The following is a 23,704-nucleotide window of genomic DNA, read 5'->3' as shown; positions in this document are numbered from 1 at the left end:
GCTTTCCGCCCGGTCTTTTAACATCGCCGCAACTTGACAACCCCTTCATGCCCGGGCGAAACACCTGTCCGAACCGCTCAAGAGGCACCCCTTGGCCGCAAGCGGAAACTGCCTAAGCTGCAGGAGGGACACAATGGGGAAGCGTAAACTGCCTGCGCTCGCGACAGCTTTGCTGCTTCTGGCAGCAGCCGCAGGTCCGACGCAAGCCAACAACGCACCGCGCGCCGAACGCAAGATTCTTTTTGGCATCCAAACCACCCCTCAAGACTTCTCTTACGATGAGTTGGTCACCATTTGGAAAGATGCAGAGGCTCTCGGTTTCGATAGCGCTTGGGTTTTCGATCACTTCATTCCGATCCTCGGCGCCGACGTCGACGGGCCGTGCCTGGAGGGGTGGACGCTGTTGAGTGCCCTCGCGGCGCACACATCGAAGATCCGGGTCGGCGTGTTGGTCACCGGGAACACGTACCGGAACCCAGCCATTCTCGCCAAAATGGCGACCACGGTGGATCACATCAGTCGGGGCCGTTTGTACTTTGGCATTGGCGCAGGGTGGTTCGAACTCGAACACCGCGCCTACGGCATTCCCTTTTACGATGCCAAGGAGCGGGCACAGCGCCTCGAAGAGGCACTACAAGTGATCAAAAAACTATGGACCGAGGACCATCCCTCGTTTGCGGGAAAGTTTTACACACTCGAACGCGCTCCGTTCGCACCCAAAAATGTGCAGAAACCACATCCTCCCATTGTGATCGGCGGCCAGGGCAAGAAATGGATCGTGCCTCTCGTGGGTCGTTACGCCAATGGCTGGAATGCCCCCGTGGGCTTGACGCCCGACGATATTCGCCACCGCAAGCAAATCATCCGGCGAGCATGCGAGCGCGCCGGCCGTCACGATTGCAATATCGAGGTTTCTGCCTTGCTCATTCTGTATTCGATCAGTGACGTACCCCTCGCCGGCCCGGTGCTTCGTCTTGGCGCTCGCATGATTGCCGGCGAGCGCATCCAACGCTCGGTGCTCGCCGGCTCTCCCGACGAGATCGCCAGCAAGATTCAGGGCTACATCGACGCCGGCGTCGATCACATCATCATGAACATCCAGCCCAAATACGATCGGAAACTCCTCGAGCGCTTCGCGGCAGAAGTTATGCCACGGTTTCGCCGAGCTGCTCCCCACTCGAGCGGAGAGTGATTTCAGTTCCTCCAGGCGCAACGTCCTGCCTTGCCATCCCTTTGCCTAAGCGTGGTGCAGGAGACCGTTAACCAGAACGAAGAAACACGTTGCCGCCGAGTGCGGTTGGAGCAATTGGTCTCACCCTGAGGGGCCTTGGCGTGCGCCGCCAGAGGCCATCACAAGCCAAGCAGTAGGTCTATACGCTGCATTCAAGAGGGGTCGGCCATGCAAGACACGTCGTCTGCCTTGCCGCGGCTTTCTCTCGCTGCCGTACTTCCCGCAAACCAAGTGACTGCCGAGCGTGCCGGACGAATTCCGCGCGCAAGTAGTTCCGAGAGCAAGATTTTGACGAGGGACTCCTTCGTGCTTGCCCGGTCTCACCTTCGCGCCGCTACAGCCATGAGCCTTAACATCGCGGTCACAAATCGTTCTTGTCCACCAAGTCGACAACGAACTCAGACGTATCGTTCATTGGCTCCAGATCCGGGCTCACCGGGCCGACCACTGTTGCCGTCAACACGCAACGCGCCGGCGACTTGGGCTTGGCCGTACCCACCATGGTTCCGTCGGCAAGCAGCTCGACAACCGCCTTGGCCACCTTCCCTGGGGCTACCTGTGCATTCGGTTCAGCCCCTGGGGTTTGCGGGTCGAATGCGAGCCCACCGGTGTGATTTCGAGCACCTACTCGTTGGTTGAGCCAGGAGTCACCGACGTTGGCCCGCTTAGGGTGACGGTAGGCACCTGCCCGCCAGAGTGGCACTGGTTGCAACCAGTCGTGCTGGTCGTAAGTCCAGTGATGCGGCTGGAGAAGGAGAAGCCCGCTTCAGGAAGAGCAAGTACAAATAAAACCAGCAGTGCTCGCTGGCAGATGCGCCGGAGAGTCTTCACCGTTCTCCCCCGGTGAGTTAGCTCGCGCCCCTTGCCGACATGAGTCAACAACAAGCCTGCCTGCTCTAGTTCGAGCTGTAGACCCTTCAGGCTGGCCGTTTTGCGTCGAGCGCATCGAAATGCGCAATCAACCCGCCGTTCCGTGTGGGTTGTGGGTCGCACGGTTCGCTGTACCTAGAACCGAACCACCGCAGGGATGGTCGGTCAACCCTCCAGACGCCGGCGCAGGATCAGCCGCAAACTTGCCCACGCGGTGCGCCACACCTTCATCTTACTCGCCCCGCCTTTACGATCGTAACGGAGCACCATGGGCACCTCGCCCATTACAAGATCGAAACGCCGGAGCTTGAGCAAAACGTCGAGCATGCACTGGAACCCGGCTTGGTCAATGAACGCATCGCCGTACCTGTGAAACGCAGCCGTAAGCGCGGTGGCCCTATAGGCGCGGTAGCCACAGGTAAAATCACGCACGCCCATGGGAAATAAGGTTCGCAACAGGAGCGAGGCTATCCGTGTCATCAGCCGCCGCATCGCCGACACGCCGAGCACCCTTGCGCCGGGCTGGAAGCGAGAGGCAATGACAACATCGAATCCTTCCTCGATGAGCTGAAGCATACGCAAGATGAGCCCTGGGGGATGAGTTGCGTCAGCATCCATCGTCACCACTACATCACGCTCCGAGGCGCGTGCCACTGCGGCCTTAAGGCCATCGCGCAACGTCGCACCCAAACCTTGGTTTTTTTCGTGCTGAACCAAAACCAGCGGCATCTCCTCGGCGTACCTGCGTGCAATGTCCGCCGTCGCGTCCGTACTCCCGTCGTCGACAACCACCACCTCGTACGGCACGCTGTGCGGTTCGAGGGCGTCCCGCACTGCTTCCAGCAGAACCGGTAGGTTCGGCTCTTCATTGTACGCCGGCAGTGCAAGGATCACTTTTCGCCGCGTGCGGAGGTGTTGCCGTTCCCCCATCTCTGTCATCGGAAGTTGCACCGCTTACCCCGCGCGAGCGCCGCTTGCAACCGCAGCGTTCCCTTCGCTTTTTTTGTCCGAACCCCGCGGCTAAACAAACTCATCATGCAACGTTGGTTCGTGGCTGTCCTCGCCGCCGTCGGCTGCTTGCTCCTGTGGGTCATGATCCGGCCGCGACCTTCAACGGATCATGGGGTACGGCTCAGTCGCCCCAGCGCTCGCCAGCCCACCTTCCCGATTCGCGGAAGCGGGCTACGCGACACTGGGGAGAGTCCGTCGTTTAACGACTTTGCTGCCCCAGTGCGCGGGCCAACGGGAAGTGCCCCTCGTGCACGGCACGATCTGCTGCGGGCACGCCGCGAGGAGTTGAGCTCGGAGGGTAAAATCGAAGTTCCAGCAGCGGACACATCTTCCCCACCACCCGAGCTTGCCACGCGCCCTAAAGTCGTGCCCGCGGATCGTATTGCGGTGGGGGCCGTTACCGGCGCTCAGGGGGAAGGACTGCTCGCTGAAGCCGCGCTGTCGCTACCGTTCGACGACCCGCAAAAAGGCACCGGGGGGCTCCAGCCCTTGGCAGAAAAAGACGTGCAATTCGATGAATTCGGGGCCGTATTCGGTCCCAACGCGTTGTTCATCGCTCCGCCCCCCGACAGCGTCAACTCCAACGCCGGCAGCGTGGTCTTCTGGCTGCAGCCTGCATGGGCAGGGGATAGCGGCAGCAACAATGCGTACTTCATTTGGCGAATGCCCCACGCCTTCGAAAACCGCGTAACGATCTTCAAAAATGGCCCGTTCCTCCGGTTTTTGATGGCCGATAGCCTCGGCATGGAGACTGACGTCAGCTATGGCGTAGCGCGCTGGCGCGCGGATGAATGGCATCACATTGGTGCCACCTGGGGTGACTACGTGGCCACGTTCTATGTCGACGGACGCCCGGTGGGCAGCAAAGAATACGCACACGACATCATCATCCCACCGGGAACGCCCTGGTACATCGGCTCTGACTATCCGGGCGGCGCACAAGGCGCCAATAGCCGCATCCGTGGATTTCACGTCTTTCCACGCGTGTTGTTACCCGAGGAAATCGTGAGCCTCATGGACGACACGAGGCCGCCCGGGGCGTGACCGGCCCAGTGCACACGCCGATCCTGACCGGCGAGATTCTAGAGCTCCTTGCACTCGCGCCCGGCGATTCCTGCATTGATGCCACGATCAACGGCGGTGGGCACACTGCAGCGATCCTGGCTGCCACGGAGCCCCATGGCCGGGTGTTGGGCATTGATCGAGATCCGGAAATTTTGCAGCACGCGAGACAACGATTTCAAAGCGAGATAGCTGCCGGCAGACTCGTCCTCGTTCACGGCAGTTTTGCGAACCTTGGAGAGATCGCAACCAGCAATGGTTTTACTGGGGTGGCGGCAGTGGTCTTCGACCTCGGAGCTAGCTCCTTCCATTTCGATTTTGCTCAGCGAGGATTCACATTTCGCCGCGACGAACCGCTGGATATGCGGTTCGACCCAACCGATGCCTCACTGCGGACCGCTGCCGACCTCGTCAACAGCCTTGAGGTTCGCCAACTGGCCAGCCTGATCGCACGTTATGGGGAAGAGCGTTACGCCTGGCGGATCGCGCGCAGCATCGAGCGTCGGCGTCCGTTGCGCACGACCAGCGAGCTTTACGCAGCCATCGCGGCCGCCCTACCCGGGCCCGTGCGCTGGCGCTCCGCACGGTCGGCCGCCCGCGTCTTTCAGGCGTTGCGCATTGCAGTCAACGGAGAGCTCCATGCATTGGAAGCTGCCTTACCGCAAGCAGTGTCTTTACTGCGGCCTGGTGGGAAGCTGGTGCTGGTGTGCTTCCACTCCCTCGAAGACCGCATCGTCAAGAACTTTCTTCGCGCACAAGAGCAGCACGGCGCAGTGCGGATCCTGACAAAGAAACCGCTCCGCCCAAGTGACGAAGAGATTAGCGCAAACCCGCGGGCTGCCAGTGCAAAGCTTCGTGCCTGCGAGCGAAGGGGGTAACCCCCTAAAACTAGAAGCGTTGGCACCCGTGCTGCGATGGCTAAGACTCTGAACCTTCCCCTAATGTGACCCTACAGCCTCACTTGCCACAACTTTTAGATGCTCCTCGAAGCGCAAGACCCCCGGGCCACCAGCTACCACGAGCAGCGCGCCATCGAAGGGCACGACCCTTGCCGGTACCCCAACCGGTTCGAGAAGAGCGCGCCAATCCGCTGCGGGCTCGCGAGCCAGCAGGCGGCGACCTTCTCGATCATAAACGAACAGCCACGGCTTCTCCGGGTCGCCGACAACTAGACGCCCTTGGTGATCGAACGCCAGAACCCGCACTGCGCCTGCCGGCACGCTCCAAGGCGGGCGCACTTCGGTGTCCAGCACGAGGTCGTGGGGGCGATTCTCGCGCATGCGGAGCAACAAGATCCGACCGTCGGCTTCGGCGACGGCAAACCTCTCGGTTTGCGGATCGTAGGCAATGCCCGTCGGCTCGACGAAGCGCCCGAGGCCTCCCGTAAAATGGTGGATCCTCGAAAGCACGTTCCCTGCAAGATCAAATTGTACCACCGCAGCGACGGCAGGAACGGCTGCAAACAAGGACTGCCCCTCATCCCACCAAACTGCCTGCGGCCGAATCGGCGACGGTTGAAAGGGCCAGCGGTAAACGACTCGTCCCAGCCGGTCGATCACGAACATTCCTGACTCAGCATGTAGCAACCGATGCCCTGAAGGCCCTGGGACAAAGCCCCGCACTATTGTTCCCCCCGGGAGGTCGAGGGAGTAAGAAGCGCCAAGCCTCCCCCGCTCGTCCAGCTCGAGGAACCAATAACGCCCATCCCGCCACGTCAAGGCAACAAGGCCAGTCAACGGGTCAAGTCCGAGGTCAACAAAATTCCCCTCTTCCTCTCCAATGCGCCGGTCGAGGCGGAAGCCGTCGTAGATCGCCATGCGTGGGGCGCGGGTGAGTGGATCTTCACCAAGCCATGGACTCCACAGTGGCGCCACCCGCCACGTGGTTTCTTCAGCTCCGCGTATCGACATCCGCGGCAAAGACCCGCACGGTCCCCGGCTTTCAAGCTCCACGGGATGAAAGCCAGACGTCAGCGGGATGCTTGCGCCAGGATCGGGCGAACTCGAGAAGTCGCCGAGCTTCCACCGCAGCAATTCAAACGGAGGGAGCGCCTGCAGGCGGTACCAGTCGTCGTCTCTCGCAAACAGCGCAGCGCGCATCGCCACCGTACAAACACCTGCTACGTGGCTCGCCCCCTCGCCCGTGGCAGGAAGCTCCGTTGATTCCGACACCTGCAACAGCTCGAGCCCAGCGCGTTCGGCGGTGAAAACGGTAAGCGAAAAACTCCAGTCGAGCGTGCCAACCCACTGCTCCTTTCCCTGCGGAAACAAGCGTCGCAGCAAGGCAAGTTTTCGTTGTGCATCAGGCACCGCTGCGAGGAAGACAGTCCAGCGTCGTGGTTCGTGATCGTTCGCCCGACGGCTCCGCCTAACCTCGTCGGGAACCATCCAAGTCCACACGGCGTCGTCGAAACCACAAGGCTGCTCGATCACGGTTGACAACCACAACCTCGGAGAGAGCGCTTGTATGCACGGGAGACGCTCGCGCCACAGCGAAGAGTGCACCATCACAACCAATGGCAGCGCCGCAGGATCCATCTCATAGTAAATCGCTTCGCTGGTGCGGAACACATCGCGAGTCGCCCGGCCCAATTTTGCCAAGCTCACCTCAGCCTTGGGGAGGGCCAAGTGCGAAGCCGCGCTCGAAAGCGCGATTGCCGCCAGCGCCGCCAACGCTGGCAGTCGCCACGACCACGTGACGAAAGAGGAGCCACAGCCGCGGATCCAAAACATCACCTGCTGCCACCCGTAGCCAGCCAGTGCGTACAGCGCCGGAAAGGCCGCGGCCATGCGCCGGTCTGCGGGGTCCGTGCTCAGCAACGCCGGCAGACAGCCAGAAACAAACCACGCCACGAGCACCGCTGAGCCGCCACGACGCAACTGCCCCAGAGCCGTTCCGAGTCCGAGAATGCCCACGCCAACGATGCCAACGTTGATTACCGTGGGTGGGTACGGCCACGTTTGGCGCTCATACCACTGAGAGAAGCCGCTGCTCACCGTCCACTGCGCCGCAACCACAGCTGCATTGTTCGCCACGCGAGTTGCGACCGCAATCAACCTCTCCCCCAGGCTAGCTGCCCCGGCGCCGGTTAATTCACCGTGCAGTGCGGGATGAATAAACCGCCACTCCCCTTGGCTGACCAAATGCAGCAAGGACAAGCTGGACCACCACAAGCCCACACCAGCCGTGAGCACGAACAGCGCGCCCAAATAGCGAAGCCGTCTCGGACGGTTGAAAATCAACTGATGAAGGACCACCGCTGGTGGGACGAGCACGAGCGTCACAGCCGCCAAATAAAACAAGCGCGTCGCCCCCATCCATAAGGCCACGACGACTGCGCGCTGCCAGCACGGCTCTGTCACCAACCAAGCCGCTAATCGAGCGGTCACCACACCAGCGAAGCAAACAGCAATGAAGTACGTGTTTTCGCTGCGCGACCACCAAAGTTGCTCCGCACCGCATAGCGCCAGCAAGGTCCCGCACCAGGCGGCATCGCGCCCAACGTAGTTACGCAGCAGCCAAAACAAGTTCCACACCAAGGCGACTCCTAGAACCACACCGCTAGCGCGGAGAGAAAATACCGAGTCACCCCAAGCCACAAACGCAGCCCACTGTGCGAACAAGTGCGCGCAGCCGATCGAGGCGGTCGTAACCGCACTCACCAAGTAATTCTTCAAGCTGTACCAACTCGAGCCCGCAAGCATGGACAAACCCATTTCGCCCTCGAACCGCCTGGGGAGTTCGTCCAGTGCCCACAAGCGTAAAAAGACAGCCACGATTAAGAGCCAAAGCGCCAACACAAAGTCGGTAGAACGAATCGGTTCCGGCGAAACTTCCGGAAACCGTTGCAACCACCACCCAACGAGGACGGCTGCCCCCAATGCGCAAAGATACACGACTTTTCCGAGACGCAGTTCGTTCCCCAAAATCGCCCATTGGGCGCCGATCGTGGCGAGCGCAGCCGCGATCCACACCAATCCAACCAGACCGCGCCGCCAACTCCAAAACAGCGAAAGGATGCCCACCAAAGCGCCGAGGACGGCACTGACCAAGAACAACCGCCGAGGCTCCTGCAGCACAGCGCTGGTCAAAGCGTTGCCCCATTCGGCGCACGCTTCGAATAGCGGGGAAAGTTCACCCCAGACGCGGCGTGGGCCGAATTCGGCGTTTCGCTCGCGCCAGATGGCGAGAAACACGAAGGCACATGCAACTGCAGCAACCGCGCCCCAAGCTCGTTCCACCGGAGAGCGCTCCGCGCGAGTCATTGACTCACCTCACTGCTTCGCCCACGCCCACCGCTAGAGCCACTCTCCGTAAGCTTTCAGATCCGCACGGTTGCGCAAAGCCCTTCAGTCACTCCCCTCCTTGCACTTCAGCCGCGCAGCAGCACGTCGCAAAGCAAGCGGAGTCCGCGAACGAGGCCCTCTATGCCAGGCACTCCGTGTACGAGTTTACGAGACCAGCGTAATAGTTTGCGCTCGAGAAGGAAGCGGTCCCAGCGCGGGGGCCTCGAAGTCGGCGCCACACCCGTCCCTCGAGCACGCTCGACCGCAGCAAACAATGCCGGCCGAGCAAAACCCCAGGTTTCCAAGTCGCGATCATCGATCCCTTCGAGCACGCCCCGAACGAAAGCAAATTTCCGTGAGTCGCCCGCCAATTCATGGGCCCACTTGTCGACAGAATCCACGATCGGCCGACTCTGGCGTTGCACCGTAAGCGGATCCCCCAAACCGCGGAACGCAAACTCATGCCGCCCGTACTCGATCATGCTGGGTTCGTAAGGAACGGCGAGGAAGCCGCACAGGCGACGCATTTCTTCCTCCGGTTGCTGGACCAGAATTTCGTAGCGTACCACCTCCATCGGCACAGCGCGCTCGCGCAAAAACCGGGCGATGGCCGGAACGTAGCGATCCAAGATCGGGTTGAAGCGTTGCGCGGCAACATAATCGCCGTCGAAGAATGAATTTGCGTAGGACGCGAAAATCGCGGCTGGGTGCCGCAGGAGTACGATGTAACGAGCCCGTGGATAGAGCCGGGCAATGAAAGGCAGGACCAGAGCATTGGCAGGGGTCTTATCAAGAAAATACCGCTTGCCAGCGCCGCGCGCCGCGAGCATCCGCCCGTAAAGCACGTCGGTGTATGCTCTACAGGCATCTACGTAATCCGCTTCGCCGCGCGGTAAATCGGCAACGAACTCGCGAATCGCTTGAGCCGCCTGCAGATGATCAAACGGCGCTGCATCGACGGTGTCGAAGTAGCCGAGGTGCGCAAGCGGGGGCAGGATGTGTGGCTCGGGCCGGCTATAAATCTGTGAATGAGCTGCCAGCATGCGCATGAGCAGCGTCGAGCCTGAACGGGGCGGGCTCAACACAAAAATCAAACGCTCTTCCATCGGTTCAGAGCTTGCGGACGGTTCACGGAGAACAACCTGCTCGGCCACACTCATTCTGCCGCTGCCTTCGCAGACTGACGCTCATTCCTTGGCCGGCTCAACGCTTGCACCTCGGAGCCACTGCTGTCGTCCGTGAAGAACACGATGAACTGCCAGCCGAGCTCCCGGTCCTTGCGACGCAAACGTACGCCCATGTCGCCTTCGCCAGCCGCGGGAACGGCCCGCATGAAAATGCGGTGGACGCCAGGCTCCAACATCAACCGGGCCGCACTCATCTCCCCACCCAGTAAAAAGCCCTCGATTGGCACCGAGCGATCCAAGGCAAACGGCCGATCGTCTATTCGTCCGTCTACCGTCGCATTGCGGGCTTCGACGGCAATTTCCTGCCGACCCTCTCCTAGCAGTGCGAACTCCCCCTCCCATTCCACCACACAACCGGGATTGTCCGCGCGCCCCCAACGAGAGCACTCTGCCGGGAGTAATGCCCAACTGATTGCTGGTTCTGCACGCTCGAGGAAAGGCTCCTGCGCACCGGGGCGGAAATAGCGCACCCGCAGGCTCGTTGAGAACGATTTCGGGTGGGGGTTTCGCCCGATCATACAAGCGACCTGTTCTAAATGAGGATAGCCTTCGGGATGGCGAATCCACTCGCAGGCGGCCTGCGGGAACACTTGGCGGAGGATGTCCGCAACTTCATGTTGCTCGAACGGTTTTTGGATGAGAATGTGCAGGGAGCGTCCGCTCCACGGCCCGGGGGCACCGACAAGCACTGGATAGATATCCGTTACCACGTCGCCCGGAATCCGATCTCCGCGCCACCACGCGTAATCGTTGGGGATGAACAAATTTCGCATGTCGGAAAGCAGCAACGCGTAAGCATCGTTCGGCAATGAATGCAGGTAAGTGATCGCTGTCGTGTAGTAGTTCCGATACACAGCACGCATCACTGGACTGTGAATGATTTTGCCGAAGTACACTTCCCAGTTCAAAATCGCTGCCGCGACGGCTGCCGTTAGGCTACCAGCAGTCCACACCGCTTTCGGCCAATGCTGCCCAACCTCAGTCGCCAGTTCGTAAAAGCGATCCGCCCACAAGGCAACCAAGATAAAGGTCAAGGGCACGACAATTTGCAGGCGAGCTACCACCAGGGTTTGAGTGAGCATCGCACCAGCGAGCAAAAGAAACAGAAAAGCAAAGACGAAGAATCCTCGAAACACTCGCCGGGGGTGTAGCAAACAAAAGAACAGTGCTGTCGTGAACAATACCCCGGAGATCGGATCCAGCATAGGCTCGCCAGGTAGGTTGTAGGCCTGCTCGGTATCGCCCCAATGGTGGAAAATCCGTGCGGTCTCGACCAGGCGCTGCCAGCGAAGCCACAGCCAGGTTGGCCAATCGGAAACGTAGTACTGCTTGTTCGCGTAAGACCGGTAAAACGCCTCCAAGAAATACGCTGGGTTGGACCGCAATTGATTCACCAAGGCCACGACCGGACCCGCGAAAAACAGCAGGAAGAGCCCAACTCCCACCCAATACACCCGCCACCGCCCCGTCGCCTCCGAGCCTTGTCTCCTCCGTAAGAACAAAAACAAACCGTATCCACCGAGAAAACAAAGGACGACGAGCGGGATCCCCCGATAGCCCGCGTAGGCATAGAGCGAGTACCCACACCAGAAACCAATCCACGGATAAAGGCGGAGACCACCGGTTCTTGCCTGACGGACGCACAGCCACCACACCACCACGCTGAGCAACGTGGTGGGAAAAATGTTGTGTGCCAAGCGGGCGTAATGGAGGTGCCAGTGCGACACCGACAGCAAAAACATTCCCAAAAGTGCAGCGGGCGGCCGGACAACCTCCCGCAGCAGCACATACGTTGCCAACAAAGTCAGGCAGCTCACAATCACAAAGGGGATCCGAAGAGAGAGTATCGAGATTCCAAACCAGTGAAAAAATGGCACCGGCATCCAGCGGTCGATCATGAACTCCCAGGGCCTCACCCCCTCGCTCATGATCGTCCATGCGCCTTGGCCAGACTGGGGCTCCTCGATGGCAACAAATCCATCGGTAGGAGGAAAATAGTCGATGCGGTAGAACCGCAAATAAGTACCAAACGCAAGCACCGCGAGGACGGCAAAGAGTTCGAGTGCGGTCACCCGTGGTCGCGCTTCAGACAACCGCCATTGGCGATCGAGCATCCCCAGACCTACGCTGCTCACGGCCACGGCGGCAACCATCGTCGGGGCGGCCCAATCGAAGTTCGTACGCCAAGCGCTAACGAGCGCCCAGGTAGCCAGACCGAACAGCCCCATCCCGAAAACAAGACTCATCCAGCCGAGCACTCGTAACGCTGCGGTGGGCCTTGGTCTCTGTGACTGGGTGGACGCGGGGCAGTCAAAGAGTGGGCGGTCACCCGTGAAGAGAGCCGCGGCCAAACATCCGAACACCAACAGCACAGTGCCCGTGACCGTGTTCGGAGCGTCGGCTAGAAGGAACCTGCCCCACAACGCAAGGAGCAGCGCGAGGAACGCACCGACAAAACGCACCGGTGCGGAGAGAATAAGGTTGCGTCCGGCTGCACCCACCATGACATCGTACATACGCGAACGATGCCTGGTGGACAACGGGCGCTCCGCCCCTCGTCGATGTGGGTCAGACGGAGCGTTGTCGGGAGAGCGTCAGATTGAAAAAAAGGGCCGGGCTTGTGGCCCGACCCTCAGGTTCCGGTTGAGGTGAATCAGTTAGTTGGTGATGCCACCGGCGGCTGAGTCATAACTCCAGGTCTTGCCGGTGCCCAAGCTGTGCGTCGACGTACCCGTGAAGCTTTGCGTTGCCGCAGTCATCGTCAGGGACACGCCATTGGACAACTTAAACCCAGGAAGAGACGTGTTGCAGGCGGCATCGGAGCAGGACACGTACACCTGGTTCTGCGCGTAGTTCGCTTCTTCAGCGGTTGCCGCATTGCGGAGATCAGATTGAGCACGGGAGTCGAATCCCCGTTGCCGATAGGCCGCAAACTGCGGAATGGCGATCGCCGCCAAGATCCCGATGATCGCTACCACCACGAGCAGCTCGATCAATGTGAAACCCTTGCTGTTACGGATTGCTTTCATCTTTGCCAATCTCCTTTGTCCCTTGGTTGTATTCGAGTAATCCAACAAGTCCACCCAAGAAGCTTGCATGCTTGGCGATAAACGTAGGCAGCCAAGAAACCAGGCTGCCGATCCGGCCCCGCTAAGGAGGTTGATCGATCCTTGGCACCCACTCACTCCGAAGTTGACCCATAAACATGACCGCTCCTCTTCCTGCAAACGGTTACTGGCGGTAGGCTGAAGCACGAAGGGTGCCACCCGAGAGCCTACGTGGAGCCGCCAGGCGATTCCAGGTTAGCAGGCGGAACTGACCGTCAGATTGCTAACGGCCCCGCCTCGTTTCTGGCGTCAAATCTGCCGTCAAACGGTAACAGCCGAAATTGCTGAAGACTGGGGGATTCCTAACGCACCGTCAACGCGTAACCGCCTGGACACCCACCACAAGGGCGCAGCGCGCATTGCGACCAACGGATGAGGGCAAAATGCGCATCATCCCTTGAACCCGCGGTGCGCCTGACAGCAATTGCACCAGCGGGACCTCCCCGCGAATTAGACTCCAAGGTCTTCCGAACGAATTCACTTTGCGCCCAGAGGAACTGCTCAAAGCATCAGCTCAGTGTCCAAAAAGCGCGAGGGGCGAGTCCCCGACTCGCCCCTCGCGATGCGCAGAGCCGACAGAACGGTTTCGGGTTAGTTTGTGATGCCGCCCGCCGCCGAGTCGTAGCTCCAGGTTTTACCCGTGCCCAAGCTGTGCGTGGAAGTACCGGTGAAGCTCTGGGTAGCGGCCGTCATAGTAATGGATACGCCGTTGGACTTCTTGAATCCCGGCAAGGAGGTATTGCACGCTGCGTCGGAACACGAAACGTAGGTTTGCGTTTGCGCGTAGTTTGCCTCCTCAGCCGTCGCCGCATTACGGAGATCGGACTGAGCGCGGGAGTCGAATCCCCGTTGCCGATAGGCCGCGAATTGCGGAATCGCGATGGCTGCCAAGATACCAATGATGGCCACCACTACGAGCAGCTCGATCAACGTGAAACCCTTGCTGTTACGAATTGCCTTCATTTTTCTCTCCCCTTCTCGAGTTATTCAACCTTTTAAAACTTTTGCTTCTTTAACTTCTTGCCGTTCGCTTCCTTGGGCCGCCCGATCAGAGCTCGGTAGCCCCTGTCGTCTCACTACGGTGGTGCATGCGCCCTCTGCATCGCTCGTAACCTCTTTTCTCTTCTGCCGTTCCTTCCTTCGCGTTCGCCATCGGCGACGGGCCGCGTACAGTGCAGGGCATGTGCCAAGAGCTCGCTCCCACGAGGTGAAAAAAGATTTTCGCGAGAAAGAAAGGTTAGGACGGAGCAGGCCGCTAAAACGCGTACAAAAAAATTGACGACACCGCTATCCGAGCGATTTCAGTGACGCGCGGTGACATTTAATGTCACCGCCAGCCTGAAACGTGGCTTGCGCAAGCGCAAAGACCGTGCGCAGTAGTCCTGCGACAACTAACACACATTGCACACACACCGCCCCTCGGTCCGGAGCCTCGCCACCCGAACCATCTGACCACATCAGACGATGCGGTCAGATCGTGGGGGTCACGATCGTCGACACTCACAGATTCAGTCACACCATTAAATCACAAACATCGGATCACGGACACTCAGCAATTGGAGCGGTCTGCCCACCCCACCGTCAGATCATGTACGCCCACCGATTCGATCGGTCCACCCAACCCCACCGAACAGGGGATCAACCGGCATCCCTTACATCCCGGTAAGAATTCCCTATGGGCTGGCGATCCCCCAGACTACTCAGGGACTAGCCACGGACTATCCAAGGACACCCACAAACCCAAGAAGGGGGCGAAGAAGGTGGACATCCATGTCTTTGCCCGGGGGGCGAGGCCTTGGATGGGGTGGATGACGCAGCTCCCTCAGATACTTATGGCCTGGCCCACGGCATCTCCCCAACCTGCGCTCCGCCACGCCGCAATCCCCGACCCGCCGGGGTTCGATGGGTGTCCATCGTTCGCGTCATGGGTGTCCATCGTTCGCGTCCATCGTTCGCGCCATCGTTCGCGATGGTTCACGCGCGGAAGCACAGATTTGGTATCGTTCCGACCCGGCAAGATCCTCAATCCGAACAAGGGGAACCAAACGATACCTGGTACCGGGCACTTCGTGACAAGATTTGCCGGGCTCGCCGGATACGCCCGGCAACTCGGGCACCCAAACGTGGCGCTCGCACTTCGCCAGGCCGGCAGCTCCCCACCTTGGTGCCGGCTGACTTTGACGATCTTGCAATCGTTCGCGGCGTACGCCGACCCGCGGGCCCTCAGCGCCCCAACGCGAAGCGCAACATTCGGGTGGCTACTGGACCCTCCACGGGACGTCGCATGTGAGGTCCACGGGCCGTCTGAAATGTGGGTGTTTACGGAGGGTCTCCACGAACGGTCTCGACCTCAGCCGGGCTCCACGGACTTGCGGTGATGACCTTGACCGGACGTTGGGGGATTTCCTCGATGCAGGGGTGAATGAGTGCGGCCACTGCCCCTAGGCAAAGGCGCGGCGAAACTGGGTGTCCAGGTTTCTGCTTCCAGGTTTCTGCTTTTATAAAAAGGTGGGTGTCCACGGTGAGTGGACACGGTGGGTGACAATGGATGCAGTGGCTCACTCTTCAGGGGCTCTCCCAGTTTCTCCCTCTAAGTTCAGTCTTGCCTGAATCGTCGCGGTTTCCCGGGGGTTCTCCACGTGCGGTACGCTGGGTCACCCTCGAGGCCCGTACGAGGGGAGGCTCGTCGGTCGCGGTAAAAAGTGGGTGGCCATGGGTGAAGTCAGTACAAAGTGGATATCCATGGGTGAAGAGATCGAACAGACTCAAGCGAGAATTGTTTCCGCGGCGGCCGGGTAATTGTGCTTGAAGATGTGCCTCAGCGTTTGGGCCTGCGTTTTCGCGGAGGCACTCCTGGCGGGCTCAGCTCGCTTCTGCTTAATCGCACTGACCGCGGGGTGAAGTCAGTAGGCGTGGCGTCCTTTTGGGCCTTCTAGTCAAGGGTCAGTCGTACCCCACCTAGATTGTGGACTCCTATACTGCGGGGGGCGCGTGTTCAGCTTGCCGCCGATCTTCCCTTTGCACCGGTAGATTCGGGCGCATTCGCATTGTGCAAGTACTTATTGACGAACTCAACCAACTGCCGGTTAGTGAACGGTTTCGCCAAGTATCCTTCGCACCCCGCATCGCCCGCAGAGTGGGCAAGAAATTCCCACACATGCGCTGTCACCGCTACACATGGAATTCCCTTCGTTGTTTCGTCTCGCTTAATTTGCTGGATAACCTCGACTCCCGTCATCTTCGGCATCGCCAGATCGGTCAAAACGAGGTCCGGTTGGTGCTGCTTCACTTTTCGTAAGGCGTCTTCCCCACCGTAGGCGGGAATCACCAAATGCCCAGCCGCTCGCAGGGTATGCATCATGATCCGCAGGATGTCCGGATCATCTTCGACCACCAAGATCTTCGCCATACGCAACGCCTGACACTATCACGAAACTTTCGCATGCGCAGCGAAAAATTCCGCGCTCGATCCGGCCGGGACACTCCGGAATTCTGTTCAAGTTCCGTAAGGAAGCCCGCGCTCCAAGATCTGCACGACTCGCTGGGAGAACACCCCTGCACTCGGAGCGAGCTCCCCGGTGCGCACGGAGGAAACGAATGCCTCCACGGCAAGTGCTAGCGGTTCTTCCGTTCCCCCAGCAATCGATTCCACGCACGCGAACCGCTCAATCGGAATTACGTTCCCCTGTACTTTTTGGCCGTCGCTGATCCGGAACTCATAAAACTCTAGCTTCCGCTTCCCGAACCGCCCCTCGAACACCAACATGCCGCTACTGCCAACCACTGTTGCGGTCGCGATCTTTTGCGGTGCCATCCAACTGAGGTAGACATGAGCCGAGATCCCGCCTTCGAGGCGCAAGGTGCCAACGGCAACATCCGCGAGGTTCGGCTGAAGGTAACGAAAGGACTCCACGCGCACGTCCTCCACAGCTGCGTCGAGCCAATAACATAGAATCGAAAGGTCGTGCGGGGCCGAGTTCCACCACACATCGGAATCGCGGCGAATCCGTCCTTGACCCAAACGCTCGAACGACAGGTGGTACACCCTCCCCAAACGCCCGCCGCGAATCCACTCTCGGGCTGTTTGTACCAGAGGGTCGTAAAGAAACGTTTCGTCGACGAACAATTGGCAACGCTTATTAGACGCCAGCTCAACAAGCTCAGCCGCCTCATCAGCGCGCAAGGACAAGGGCTTCTCCACCCAACAGTGCTTCCCGTGGGACAACGCAATTCGGGCGAGTTCGTAATGTGTCGAAGGCGGGGTCGCGATCGCCACCGCATCGGGGTGGTGAGCGCGAATCAACTCCTGTAGGTCCGAGGCCACGGGTGCACCCTCGGCAAGAGCTTCCGCCGCTTGCCGATCCAGATCCGCGATCCCACACACCTCCGTGTCACTCCGCTCCCGGAACAGACGGAGTAAGTTTTTGCCCCAATAGCCCGCACCTACAATACCTACGCGCAACCTCTCCACCTTAACGCTCTCCCGCACATTGCCGCTGCCCACAGAACAACGAACCCTCGCCCAAGCGGCTGAATTCCCGCCGCACGCGAAAGACGCCATACCGTTGCGCCCGATTGAAGCGGCGCAAGTTCCAGGCAACGGCGTACGACAGCAGGGCGAAGGTCGTTGTTACCAGCGCTGGCAGCCACTTCTGCTGCAACGCCAAAGCGAGTGTGCCGACGATGGCCACGAGCGCCAGCGTAAACCACACGGGCTCGAACCACGTTGGTTTCGAAAGAAGAAAGGGCATGGCAAGTAAATCCCGCAAAACGATCAGAGTCCGGTTGAAACCATAATGCGAGGCCCCGTGCTGTCGCCGACGATCGCGCACGGGCACTTCAGTAACTTCGTCTGCCCCGACCCCGAGAATTGCGGGGAGAAACCGGTTGAATCCCCTCGGCAACTGCACTCGTTTCGCTACCTCCGCGCGGTAGATTTTGAGCCCGCACCCATTGTCGTGCAGCGGCACTCTTGTCACCCGCGCGATCATCCAATTCGCGACCCTCGAAGGCAGCACGCGGAGCCAAAAGCCTTCTTCACGTTTTTGACGCCAGCCGGAAACTGCCGCGAACCCCTGCCGAAAAACCCTCCACAGAAGCGGGATGTCCGCGGGGTCATTTTGCCCATCGCCGTCCAGCGTGACAATGACACTGCCCCGCGCCGCTTGAAAGCCGGCAGTCAAGGCGGCCGCTTCACCGAAATTGCCGTCGAGATCCAAGATGCGCAGGCGCGCGACATCCTTCAGAGCTGCGATGAGTTCCCCCAGCGTTCCATCGCTGCTACCATCGTTGACGAACAGGATTTCGTACTCCTCGCCCAGCTCGCGCACAATCGTATCGATCTCTCGAACCAGCGGGCCCGCGTTCCCTTCCTCATTGTACACGGGCACAACCACCGAAATTCGCGGGGATCCTTGTCGGGCTTTGGTCATCGCAGAAAGAATTTTCGAACAGCCGTGGCAACGTGCTCGACTTCCGGGTCAGACAAATCGGGAAAAACGGGAATGGAAAGCAGTTCTGCAGCGTAAGTCTCAGCACGCGGGAAATTGTAGTTTCCAAAGTAACAGGCCTCCCATGCCGGTTGTCGATGCAAGGGCACAGGGTAGTGCACGCCAGTGTCCACGCCCGCGGCTTTGAGGTGGCGCTGAAGTTCGTCCCGTTGTGCGGTCTGCACAACAAACTGATGGTACACGCTCACACCCTCCTCCGGCTCTGCGGGCACTATCAGCGGCAGATCGCGAAACTGATCGCGATAAAACGACGCGATGGCTCGCCGACGCGCGTTGCGCTGTTCTAGATAGCGGAGTTTCACCCGCAGTACGGCTGCCTGCAGTTCATCCAAGCGGCTATTGAATCCGTATAACTGATGCTCGTTCTTACGCGCCTGGCCGTGCGCCTGCAGTAACCGTACCTTTGCGGCCAGGGCACTATCATCGGTGGTTAAAAATCCCGCGTCCCCGTATGCTCCGAGGTTTTTCACCACTCCAGCACTGAAGCAGCCAGCTAGGCCGAAGCTTCCCACATGACGACCCCGCCACCGCGCCCCATGAGCGTGGGAGCAATCTTCAATCAAAAACAAGCGCCGCTGCCGGCACAACGCGACAAGCGGCTCCAGCCGCAAGGGGAAACCGTATAGATGCACAGCGATTACCGCCTTCGTCCGCGGCGTAATCGCCTGCGCAACCTGCTCAACGTCGGGGCCAAAGTCGTCGCCGGCAGCGTCCACAAGCACCGGGGTTGCCCCATTGTGGTGGACCGCCTCGAGTGCAGCAACGAAAGCATTGGCATGCAGGATCACCTCGTCGCCTGGACCGATGCCGAGCGCCCGCACAGTGAGCAGCAGCGCATCAGTGCCAGAGGCTACACCGATCGCGTGTGTGGTCCCGACAAACCGGGCAATCTCTTCCTCAAAGGCGGAGACGTTTTCTCCCTTTAGAAGATGCATCCGCTGCAGCACACGCTCCCATTCTGCCGCGAGCTCGCTGCGAATGCTCTCGTACTCGCGCTTGAGATCCAGTAGCGGGACGTGAATCGAGCCACCCATGGAACCAACCTCCACACTTTCGAACGGGCAACGTGCTCAAAAAGACCGGCGTCGCAGCAGCACCAATTTTGGCGGGAGGGTCTGTCTTCCGCTCAGGTCGAGTTGCACTTCTTCATACTGCCCACGTAACTCGCTTGCGGGACTCATCCACGCCCCTCGCTCTACCAACAAAAACGCCGGACCACAGGGTATGGCCTCAGAGCCCAGCGCGGGTATGTGCCGGTAAGAATAGTAGACAGCCTGGTAGTCAAACGTCTCCCAAAAGTAAACCGCTTCACCGTTCGTGGCGTGGCGCACAGCCTCCATGAATGGGCGGAGCGTCACCTGCTGCGCGTACGCCGGCAATACCCAGACGCGGCCTAATACGATCACGGCGTAAGTGGCCACAAACACTGGAATCAAAGCGCGCTGCCAGGTCGAATGTTTCAACGCATGTCCGGCCCACAGCCAAAATGCTGCGCAGGCACCGCCGGCCAAAAGCCCGGGTCCGCTGAAGAGTTCCCGCGCAACCCCGAGTGCGAGCAGCAGTTCCTTCGATGTCGTTCGGCCACCCACCTCACCCACGAACCGGAATGCCAGTCCGGCGACCACGATACCGCACAGTGCGAGCACAAGGAGAAACGCGACGGCATAAGCAGCGTACGACCACGCAAGACGCCACAGGCGGTAGCGGTCAACTTCCTGATTCGCGATCTCGTGCCACCACCAACCACACAGTAAGGCAACAGCAGGGTAAGCGGCCAGCAAGTATACGCCGCGCTTGCTAGCCGCGAACTCGTAAAAAAAGAAGACGACTGCGCACCATAGCAACAACCCGACAACCGGATGGTTGCGCCTCAAGACCCTGCGGCGGTCCCACAACGAGATCGCAAGAATCGGCCACAAGAGGGACCAAGGTAACGAGCCAAGAAACCACTGCACTGGCAGATAGAGTACGCCATGGCGGTGGCCACCACCCCAGTCCGGATCATCAAGGAAGGTGAACACATTTTCGGCCAGGATTTGCTTGTTGAAAAACGCCCACCCTCCTTCCCACAATGCCGCCACGTACCACGCGCCGGCAATCGTTACCGCAAAAGCGAGCCCGCGCACGTAACGAAGCTCGCGCAACGCTCGCCAATCACACACCTGTTCCCAACGCCGCTCCCGCCAAGCCGTCGAGTCCCAAGTAAGCGCGAGCAACAACACTCCAAACGCTACTGGCAAGGCAATACCCACCGGGCCCTTAGCCAACACTGCCCACGCGATCCCAGCATACAGGGGGAGTAACCAAAGCCAGTGCCGGTGCTGCCAAAAGAACAGCATTGCAAGGAAAGCGCCTTCCAAACCGAGCGTGAGCACCATATCCACTCGAGCATTCGAGGCCGCACGAGCCCACTCAAAGGACGTCGCCAACACTAAGGCAGAGACGACGCCAGTAGGGACCGACCACCACACGCTACCAGCAAGCAGCACACCGTAGAGGCCAAGCAGCGACGCAAGCGCCGAGGGCATACGCACAGTTCCCTCATCCACCCGGCCTGCAGCTCTGCTGGCCAACGCGCCGAGCCAATGAAACATCGGCGGCTTTGAGGGAATTTCTTCTCCGTTGCGCCGGGGCAAGATCCAACCGCCGCCGTGCGTCATTTCCCACACTACGAGCGCCTCGCGTGGCTCCCCCTTGGTGTAAAATGGGGCTGCACCAAGTCGCCACCAACTGAGTGGCCACCACAACACCGTGATTAGCAACAGCGCCAGGGCCACTTCGAGCCCGCGCCTAAGGATGCCCTCCCGGTCCCCATCTTGCTGCCCACCGGTTTGCGGCAGAGAGGATGCTCCATCTCCACCACTGGTCTCTAACTCGCCCGCGTTCATCAAAAGTTCACCACCACAACCTTTTTGCCCCAATGAGCCAATGGACGCGGCGACGGCTCGAGATGGCCAGCGAGATCAGCCAGCGCGCTTCTGTTGAGTACGAGAAACATTCGGCCACCCCTGTTCCACTCTCGGACCAAACGGTCGTCGTCCTCCCAGAAATAACCCGTGTGGTCACCCTGTCGTCTGCCGAAATCGAGCTCGCCCCAAGAACGGACCACCACCACCCTCCGGCCCGTATAGTAAGGGATCCCCTGGGTGTAATGACGATAAAGCACTATGCGGTCTCCGGGTTTCCACTGTTGCCGAATCGCTTGCGCTAAGGGGGTGTAGTGCTCGGCCACGCCTCGGTTCCTAAAAGTTGCAACTTCCACCGACAAAAGCAGGCCAGCCAGGCCAGCCACCGCGATCCACGGCCTCTGTCGAGTGCAAGATTCGAGCCTCGATAAGAGAACACCACCAACCACCAGTACCGCGGCTCCCACCAACAGGGCAGGGGGCAACCGTTCAGCGCGATGGTGCGTCGACAACACGGGAGCCAAACGAGCGGCTGCAAGCAAACCCAACCCTAACACAATGGCACTGGCCCCAGCGGCCTTCAAGAGTGACGCCCCAAGTCCGTCGATCTGCTTCACTATGCTGTGCGCAAACAACATGGCCAGCGGTGGCAAAGCTGGCAAAATGTAAGTTCCGAGTTTCGACCCGGACAACGAAAAGAACACAAACACAACTGCGAACCAGCAGAGCAAATACAAGTGTTCCGCTCGCCAAATTCGGCTTGTGCCACCCGCTACGGTTTTTACCCTTCGCCACGCGTACAAGCCGATCAGCCACCACGGGAAGGCCCCCAGGAGCACCACCGGGATGTAAAACCACGGGGGCTGCCGATGTTCCCAAGGTTGCGCGTAACGCAACACGTGCTGTTCGAAGAAGAAGAAACGCGCAAATTCCGGATTGTTCCATGTGACCAAGACAAACCAGGGAAGCGTGATAGCGCTGAACAGTGCCAGTCCCGGTAGCCAAAACAATCTGACCCAAGGTGCAAACTCCCGCGCCACCAACGCATATGTTCCGATGGTGCCGAACACGAGTACGGCCGCAACCGGGCCCTTCGCCAGCACCGCAAGTGCAAGGGCAATCCAGAAACACGCAACAAGAGCCCGCTCTCGGCCGCCTTCGTCTCTCGAATGAATCACCCATGCGCAGACCAAGCAGGCCGTGCACAGCGCAGCGAGCGGCATATCGGGGCTCGCGACCTGGCTGATCCCGAAATAAAGGGGCATGCTTGCCAAAATCGCTGCCGCAACCACACCCACCCGAAAGCCGAACATCCGCCACGCCAGGTAGGCAGTGCACATCACGCCAAGCAGGCCAAACACAGCCGACCAAAACCGCACCGCCCAGTCCTGCTGCCCGAAGATCGCCAAGTTCAACGCGATCAGCCAATAAACCAACGGCGGCTTCTCGAAGTATTTCACGAAATTCAGCGTCGGCGTAATCCAATCGCCGCGCACAAGCATTTCTCGAGCGACTTCCGCATATCGAGGTTCGTCGGGCTCGATGAGCGGGCTTGCGTTCAATGTGCACAGGAAGGCGACAGCGATCGCCACGAACGCCGCGATCGCAACCACGACTTGCCCGGCGGTTAGGTGCTCTCGCTCTACGGGGTCGTCCAGCACGGGCGCAACTTCAACCAAGGCGTTCTCCTTGTATCGCGACTGTGCCGGACCGCCCCGGGACGTGCCCCATGCGCAACTCACACCTCGAAGCTGTATTCCGGTACGCAGCGGCCAATTCGTCCAATCGGGTCACAGCCACACCTTCCGCAAGCACGCCGTGCAACCACTGCTCCAGAAAGTTCAAGTAGCCTCGCCCTTCCATCTCAGCGTGTGCCGTGTACACATTGAAGTCGTCGTCGAGCTGGCGCAGGTACCAGCGGCACAGGTGTTCCGTGTCGGTACTCACCGCTCCCCAGGTTTCGTCTAGCGTAGGTAACGTTGTTGGAATTTCCAGAGTGGGCAACATTTGCCCGTTCAGCACGATGTAATACGGCACACTGCCGCGAGTGTCGCTGCGATACAGGAGGCCGCGGGCCTCTTCGCACCGCAAACTTTCCTCAGTGCACTGCCATCCCGGCGCGCCGAAGGCGCGTGGCTCCGCACCTGTGGCATCACCGATCGTTTGCCAGGCCCAACGCAATTCGTCGGCAATGTCGGCGCGTGTTAACGACGCCAGGCAATCTTGCCAGCGAACGTGATCGTAGCCGTGCGCGGCCAGTTCATGGCCAGCGGCGACAATCTCGCGCAGTAGCCCAGCACAGCGGCGCCCAATGTGAGGTGACGGCAACAAAGTACCGTAAAGCAACGTGCGCCAACCGTACGTCGAGATTGCCCGGGTGCGCCACATCTTGTCCAAAAAGCCGGGGCGAAACAGCCGCCGAATCGCACGACCGGAGCGGTCCGGACCGACTGCAACAAAGAAGCTAACGCGAACGTTCAGCCGGTCAAACAAACGAAGCAGATTGGGAACGCCGTTGCGCATTCCCGCATACG

15 protein-coding genes and 2 pseudogenes are annotated in these 23,704 nt (G+C 59.9%); 3 read left to right on the top strand and 14 right to left on the bottom strand.

Annotated elements, in window-relative coordinates; genetic code table 11:
* The first annotated feature begins 133 nt into the window (after positions 1-133).
* On the top strand, positions 134-1,192 hold the full coding sequence (locus N3C12_06350) for an LLM class F420-dependent oxidoreductase (GenBank protein ID MCX8072055.1): 1,059 nt from the start codon (positions 134-136) through the stop codon (positions 1,190-1,192).
* Positions 1,193-1,592: 400 nt separating this feature from the next.
* Here the strand turns inward: N3C12_06350 and N3C12_06345 are convergent, their stop codons facing one another.
* Both N3C12_06345 and N3C12_06340 read right to left on the bottom strand, forming a co-directional pair.
* Positions 1,593-1,934: a hypothetical protein gene (locus tag N3C12_06345; protein ID MCX8072054.1), complete on the bottom strand. Its 342-nt coding sequence runs from the start codon at positions 1,932-1,934 to the stop codon at positions 1,593-1,595.
* Positions 1,935-2,266: 332 nt separating this feature from the next.
* The gene (locus N3C12_06340; GenBank protein MCX8072053.1) at positions 2,267-3,040 is read right to left on the bottom strand and encodes a glycosyltransferase family 2 protein; all 774 of its coding nucleotides are present in this window, start codon (positions 3,038-3,040) and stop codon (positions 2,267-2,269) included.
* Between the two features lie 96 nt (positions 3,041-3,136).
* Between N3C12_06340 and N3C12_06335 the strand changes: the two genes are divergently transcribed.
* Both N3C12_06335 and rsmH read left to right on the top strand, forming a co-directional pair.
* The gene (locus N3C12_06335) at positions 3,137-4,156 is read left to right on the top strand and encodes a LamG domain-containing protein (protein ID MCX8072052.1); all 1,020 of its coding nucleotides are present in this window, start codon (positions 3,137-3,139) and stop codon (positions 4,154-4,156) included.
* On the top strand, positions 4,153-5,052 hold the full coding sequence (gene rsmH / locus N3C12_06330; protein ID MCX8072051.1) for a 16S rRNA (cytosine(1402)-N(4))-methyltransferase RsmH: 900 nt from the start codon (positions 4,153-4,155) through the stop codon (positions 5,050-5,052). The genes N3C12_06335 and rsmH overlap by 4 nt, the downstream gene beginning before the upstream one ends.
* 60 nt (positions 5,053-5,112) lie before the next feature.
* On the opposite strand, the gene N3C12_06325 is transcribed toward rsmH, so the two are convergent.
* The 12 genes and pseudogenes from N3C12_06325 to N3C12_06270 all read right to left on the bottom strand — a co-directional run bounded on the left by N3C12_06325 (position 5,113) and on the right by N3C12_06270 (position 23,693).
* Complete coding sequence (locus N3C12_06325; GenBank protein ID MCX8072050.1) at positions 5,113-8,439, bottom strand: hypothetical protein; 3,327 nt, start codon at positions 8,437-8,439, stop codon at positions 5,113-5,115.
* Positions 8,440-8,546: 107 nt separating this feature from the next.
* Positions 8,547-9,620 (bottom strand): sulfotransferase, encoded by a 1,074-nt coding sequence (locus N3C12_06320; GenBank protein ID MCX8072049.1) that lies wholly within the window; start codon positions 9,618-9,620, stop codon positions 8,547-8,549.
* Positions 9,617-12,163, bottom strand: a complete 2,547-nt coding sequence (locus N3C12_06315; GenBank protein ID MCX8072048.1) for a glycosyltransferase family 39 protein — start codon at positions 12,161-12,163, stop codon at positions 9,617-9,619. Before N3C12_06315 ends, N3C12_06320 begins: the two co-directional genes overlap by 4 nt.
* 414 nt (positions 12,164-12,577) lie before the next feature.
* A pseudogene (locus N3C12_06310) lies at positions 12,578-12,667 on the bottom strand (prepilin-type N-terminal cleavage/methylation domain-containing protein).
* 951 nt (positions 12,668-13,618) lie between these two features.
* A pseudogene (locus tag N3C12_06305) lies at positions 13,619-13,708 on the bottom strand (prepilin-type N-terminal cleavage/methylation domain-containing protein).
* Between the two features lie 2,041 nt (positions 13,709-15,749).
* Positions 15,750-16,163 (bottom strand): response regulator, encoded by a 414-nt coding sequence (locus N3C12_06300; GenBank protein MCX8072047.1) that lies wholly within the window; start codon positions 16,161-16,163, stop codon positions 15,750-15,752.
* A gap of 87 nt (positions 16,164-16,250) precedes the next feature.
* Positions 16,251-17,216 carry a Gfo/Idh/MocA family oxidoreductase gene (locus tag N3C12_06295; protein MCX8072046.1) on the bottom strand — a complete coding sequence of 322 codons (966 nt, stop codon included), beginning with the start codon at positions 17,214-17,216 and terminating at the stop codon, positions 16,251-16,253.
* A gap of 10 nt (positions 17,217-17,226) precedes the next feature.
* A complete protein-coding gene (locus tag N3C12_06290; GenBank protein ID MCX8072045.1) occupies positions 17,227-18,186 on the bottom strand; it encodes a glycosyltransferase family 2 protein in 960 nt (319 codons plus the stop codon).
* Entirely contained in the window at positions 18,183-19,298 is a 1,116-nt protein-coding gene (locus N3C12_06285; GenBank protein ID MCX8072044.1) for a DegT/DnrJ/EryC1/StrS family aminotransferase, read from the bottom strand. The genes N3C12_06290 and N3C12_06285 overlap by 4 nt, the downstream gene beginning before the upstream one ends.
* Positions 19,299-19,334: 36 nt before the next feature.
* Positions 19,335-21,152, bottom strand: coding sequence for a glycosyltransferase family 39 protein (locus N3C12_06280; GenBank protein ID MCX8072043.1), 1,818 nt, complete (start codon positions 21,150-21,152; stop codon positions 19,335-19,337).
* Entirely contained in the window at positions 21,152-22,849 is a 1,698-nt protein-coding gene (locus N3C12_06275; protein ID MCX8072042.1) for a glycosyltransferase family 39 protein, read from the bottom strand. Before N3C12_06275 ends, N3C12_06280 begins: the two co-directional genes overlap by 1 nt.
* Positions 22,842-23,693, bottom strand: a complete 852-nt coding sequence (locus tag N3C12_06270) for a polysaccharide deacetylase family protein (GenBank protein MCX8072041.1) — start codon at positions 23,691-23,693, stop codon at positions 22,842-22,844. Before N3C12_06270 ends, N3C12_06275 begins: the two co-directional genes overlap by 8 nt.
* Positions 23,694-23,704 lie beyond the last annotated feature (11 nt).

This window comes from Candidatus Binatia bacterium, from assembly GCA_026415395.1.
Classification (GTDB): domain Bacteria; phylum Desulfobacterota; class Binatia; order HRBIN30; family HRBIN30; genus HRBIN30.
This window is presented reverse-complemented; position numbering and strand designations above follow the sequence as displayed.

What these genes read in the sequence shown, in the direction of transcription:
- N3C12_06350 (MCX8072055.1), top strand. Translation starts at nt 134, where the DNA reads ATGGGGAAGCGTAAACTGCCTGCGCTCGCGACAGCTTTGCTGCTTCTG.
- N3C12_06340 (MCX8072053.1), bottom strand. Translation starts at nt 3,040, where the DNA reads ATGACAGAGATGGGGGAACGGCAACACCTCCGCACGCGGCGAAAAGTG.
- N3C12_06335 (MCX8072052.1), top strand. Translation starts at nt 3,137, where the DNA reads ATGCAACGTTGGTTCGTGGCTGTCCTCGCCGCCGTCGGCTGCTTGCTC.
- N3C12_06325 (MCX8072050.1), bottom strand. Translation starts at nt 8,439, where the DNA reads ATGACTCGCGCGGAGCGCTCTCCGGTGGAACGAGCTTGGGGCGCGGTT.
- N3C12_06320 (MCX8072049.1), bottom strand. Translation starts at nt 9,620, where the DNA reads ATGAGTGTGGCCGAGCAGGTTGTTCTCCGTGAACCGTCCGCAAGCTCT.
- N3C12_06315 (MCX8072048.1), bottom strand. Translation starts at nt 12,163, where the DNA reads ATGTACGATGTCATGGTGGGTGCAGCCGGACGCAACCTTATTCTCTCC.
- N3C12_06300 (MCX8072047.1), bottom strand. Translation starts at nt 16,163, where the DNA reads ATGGCGAAGATCTTGGTGGTCGAAGATGATCCGGACATCCTGCGGATC.
- N3C12_06290 (MCX8072045.1), bottom strand. Translation starts at nt 18,186, where the DNA reads ATGACCAAAGCCCGACAAGGATCCCCGCGAATTTCGGTGGTTGTGCCC.
- N3C12_06285 (MCX8072044.1), bottom strand. Translation starts at nt 19,298, where the DNA reads ATGGGTGGCTCGATTCACGTCCCGCTACTGGATCTCAAGCGCGAGTAC.
- N3C12_06280 (MCX8072043.1), bottom strand. Translation starts at nt 21,152, where the DNA reads ATGAACGCGGGCGAGTTAGAGACCAGTGGTGGAGATGGAGCATCCTCT.
- N3C12_06270 (MCX8072041.1), bottom strand. Translation starts at nt 23,693, where the DNA reads ATGCGCAACGGCGTTCCCAATCTGCTTCGTTTGTTTGACCGGCTGAAC.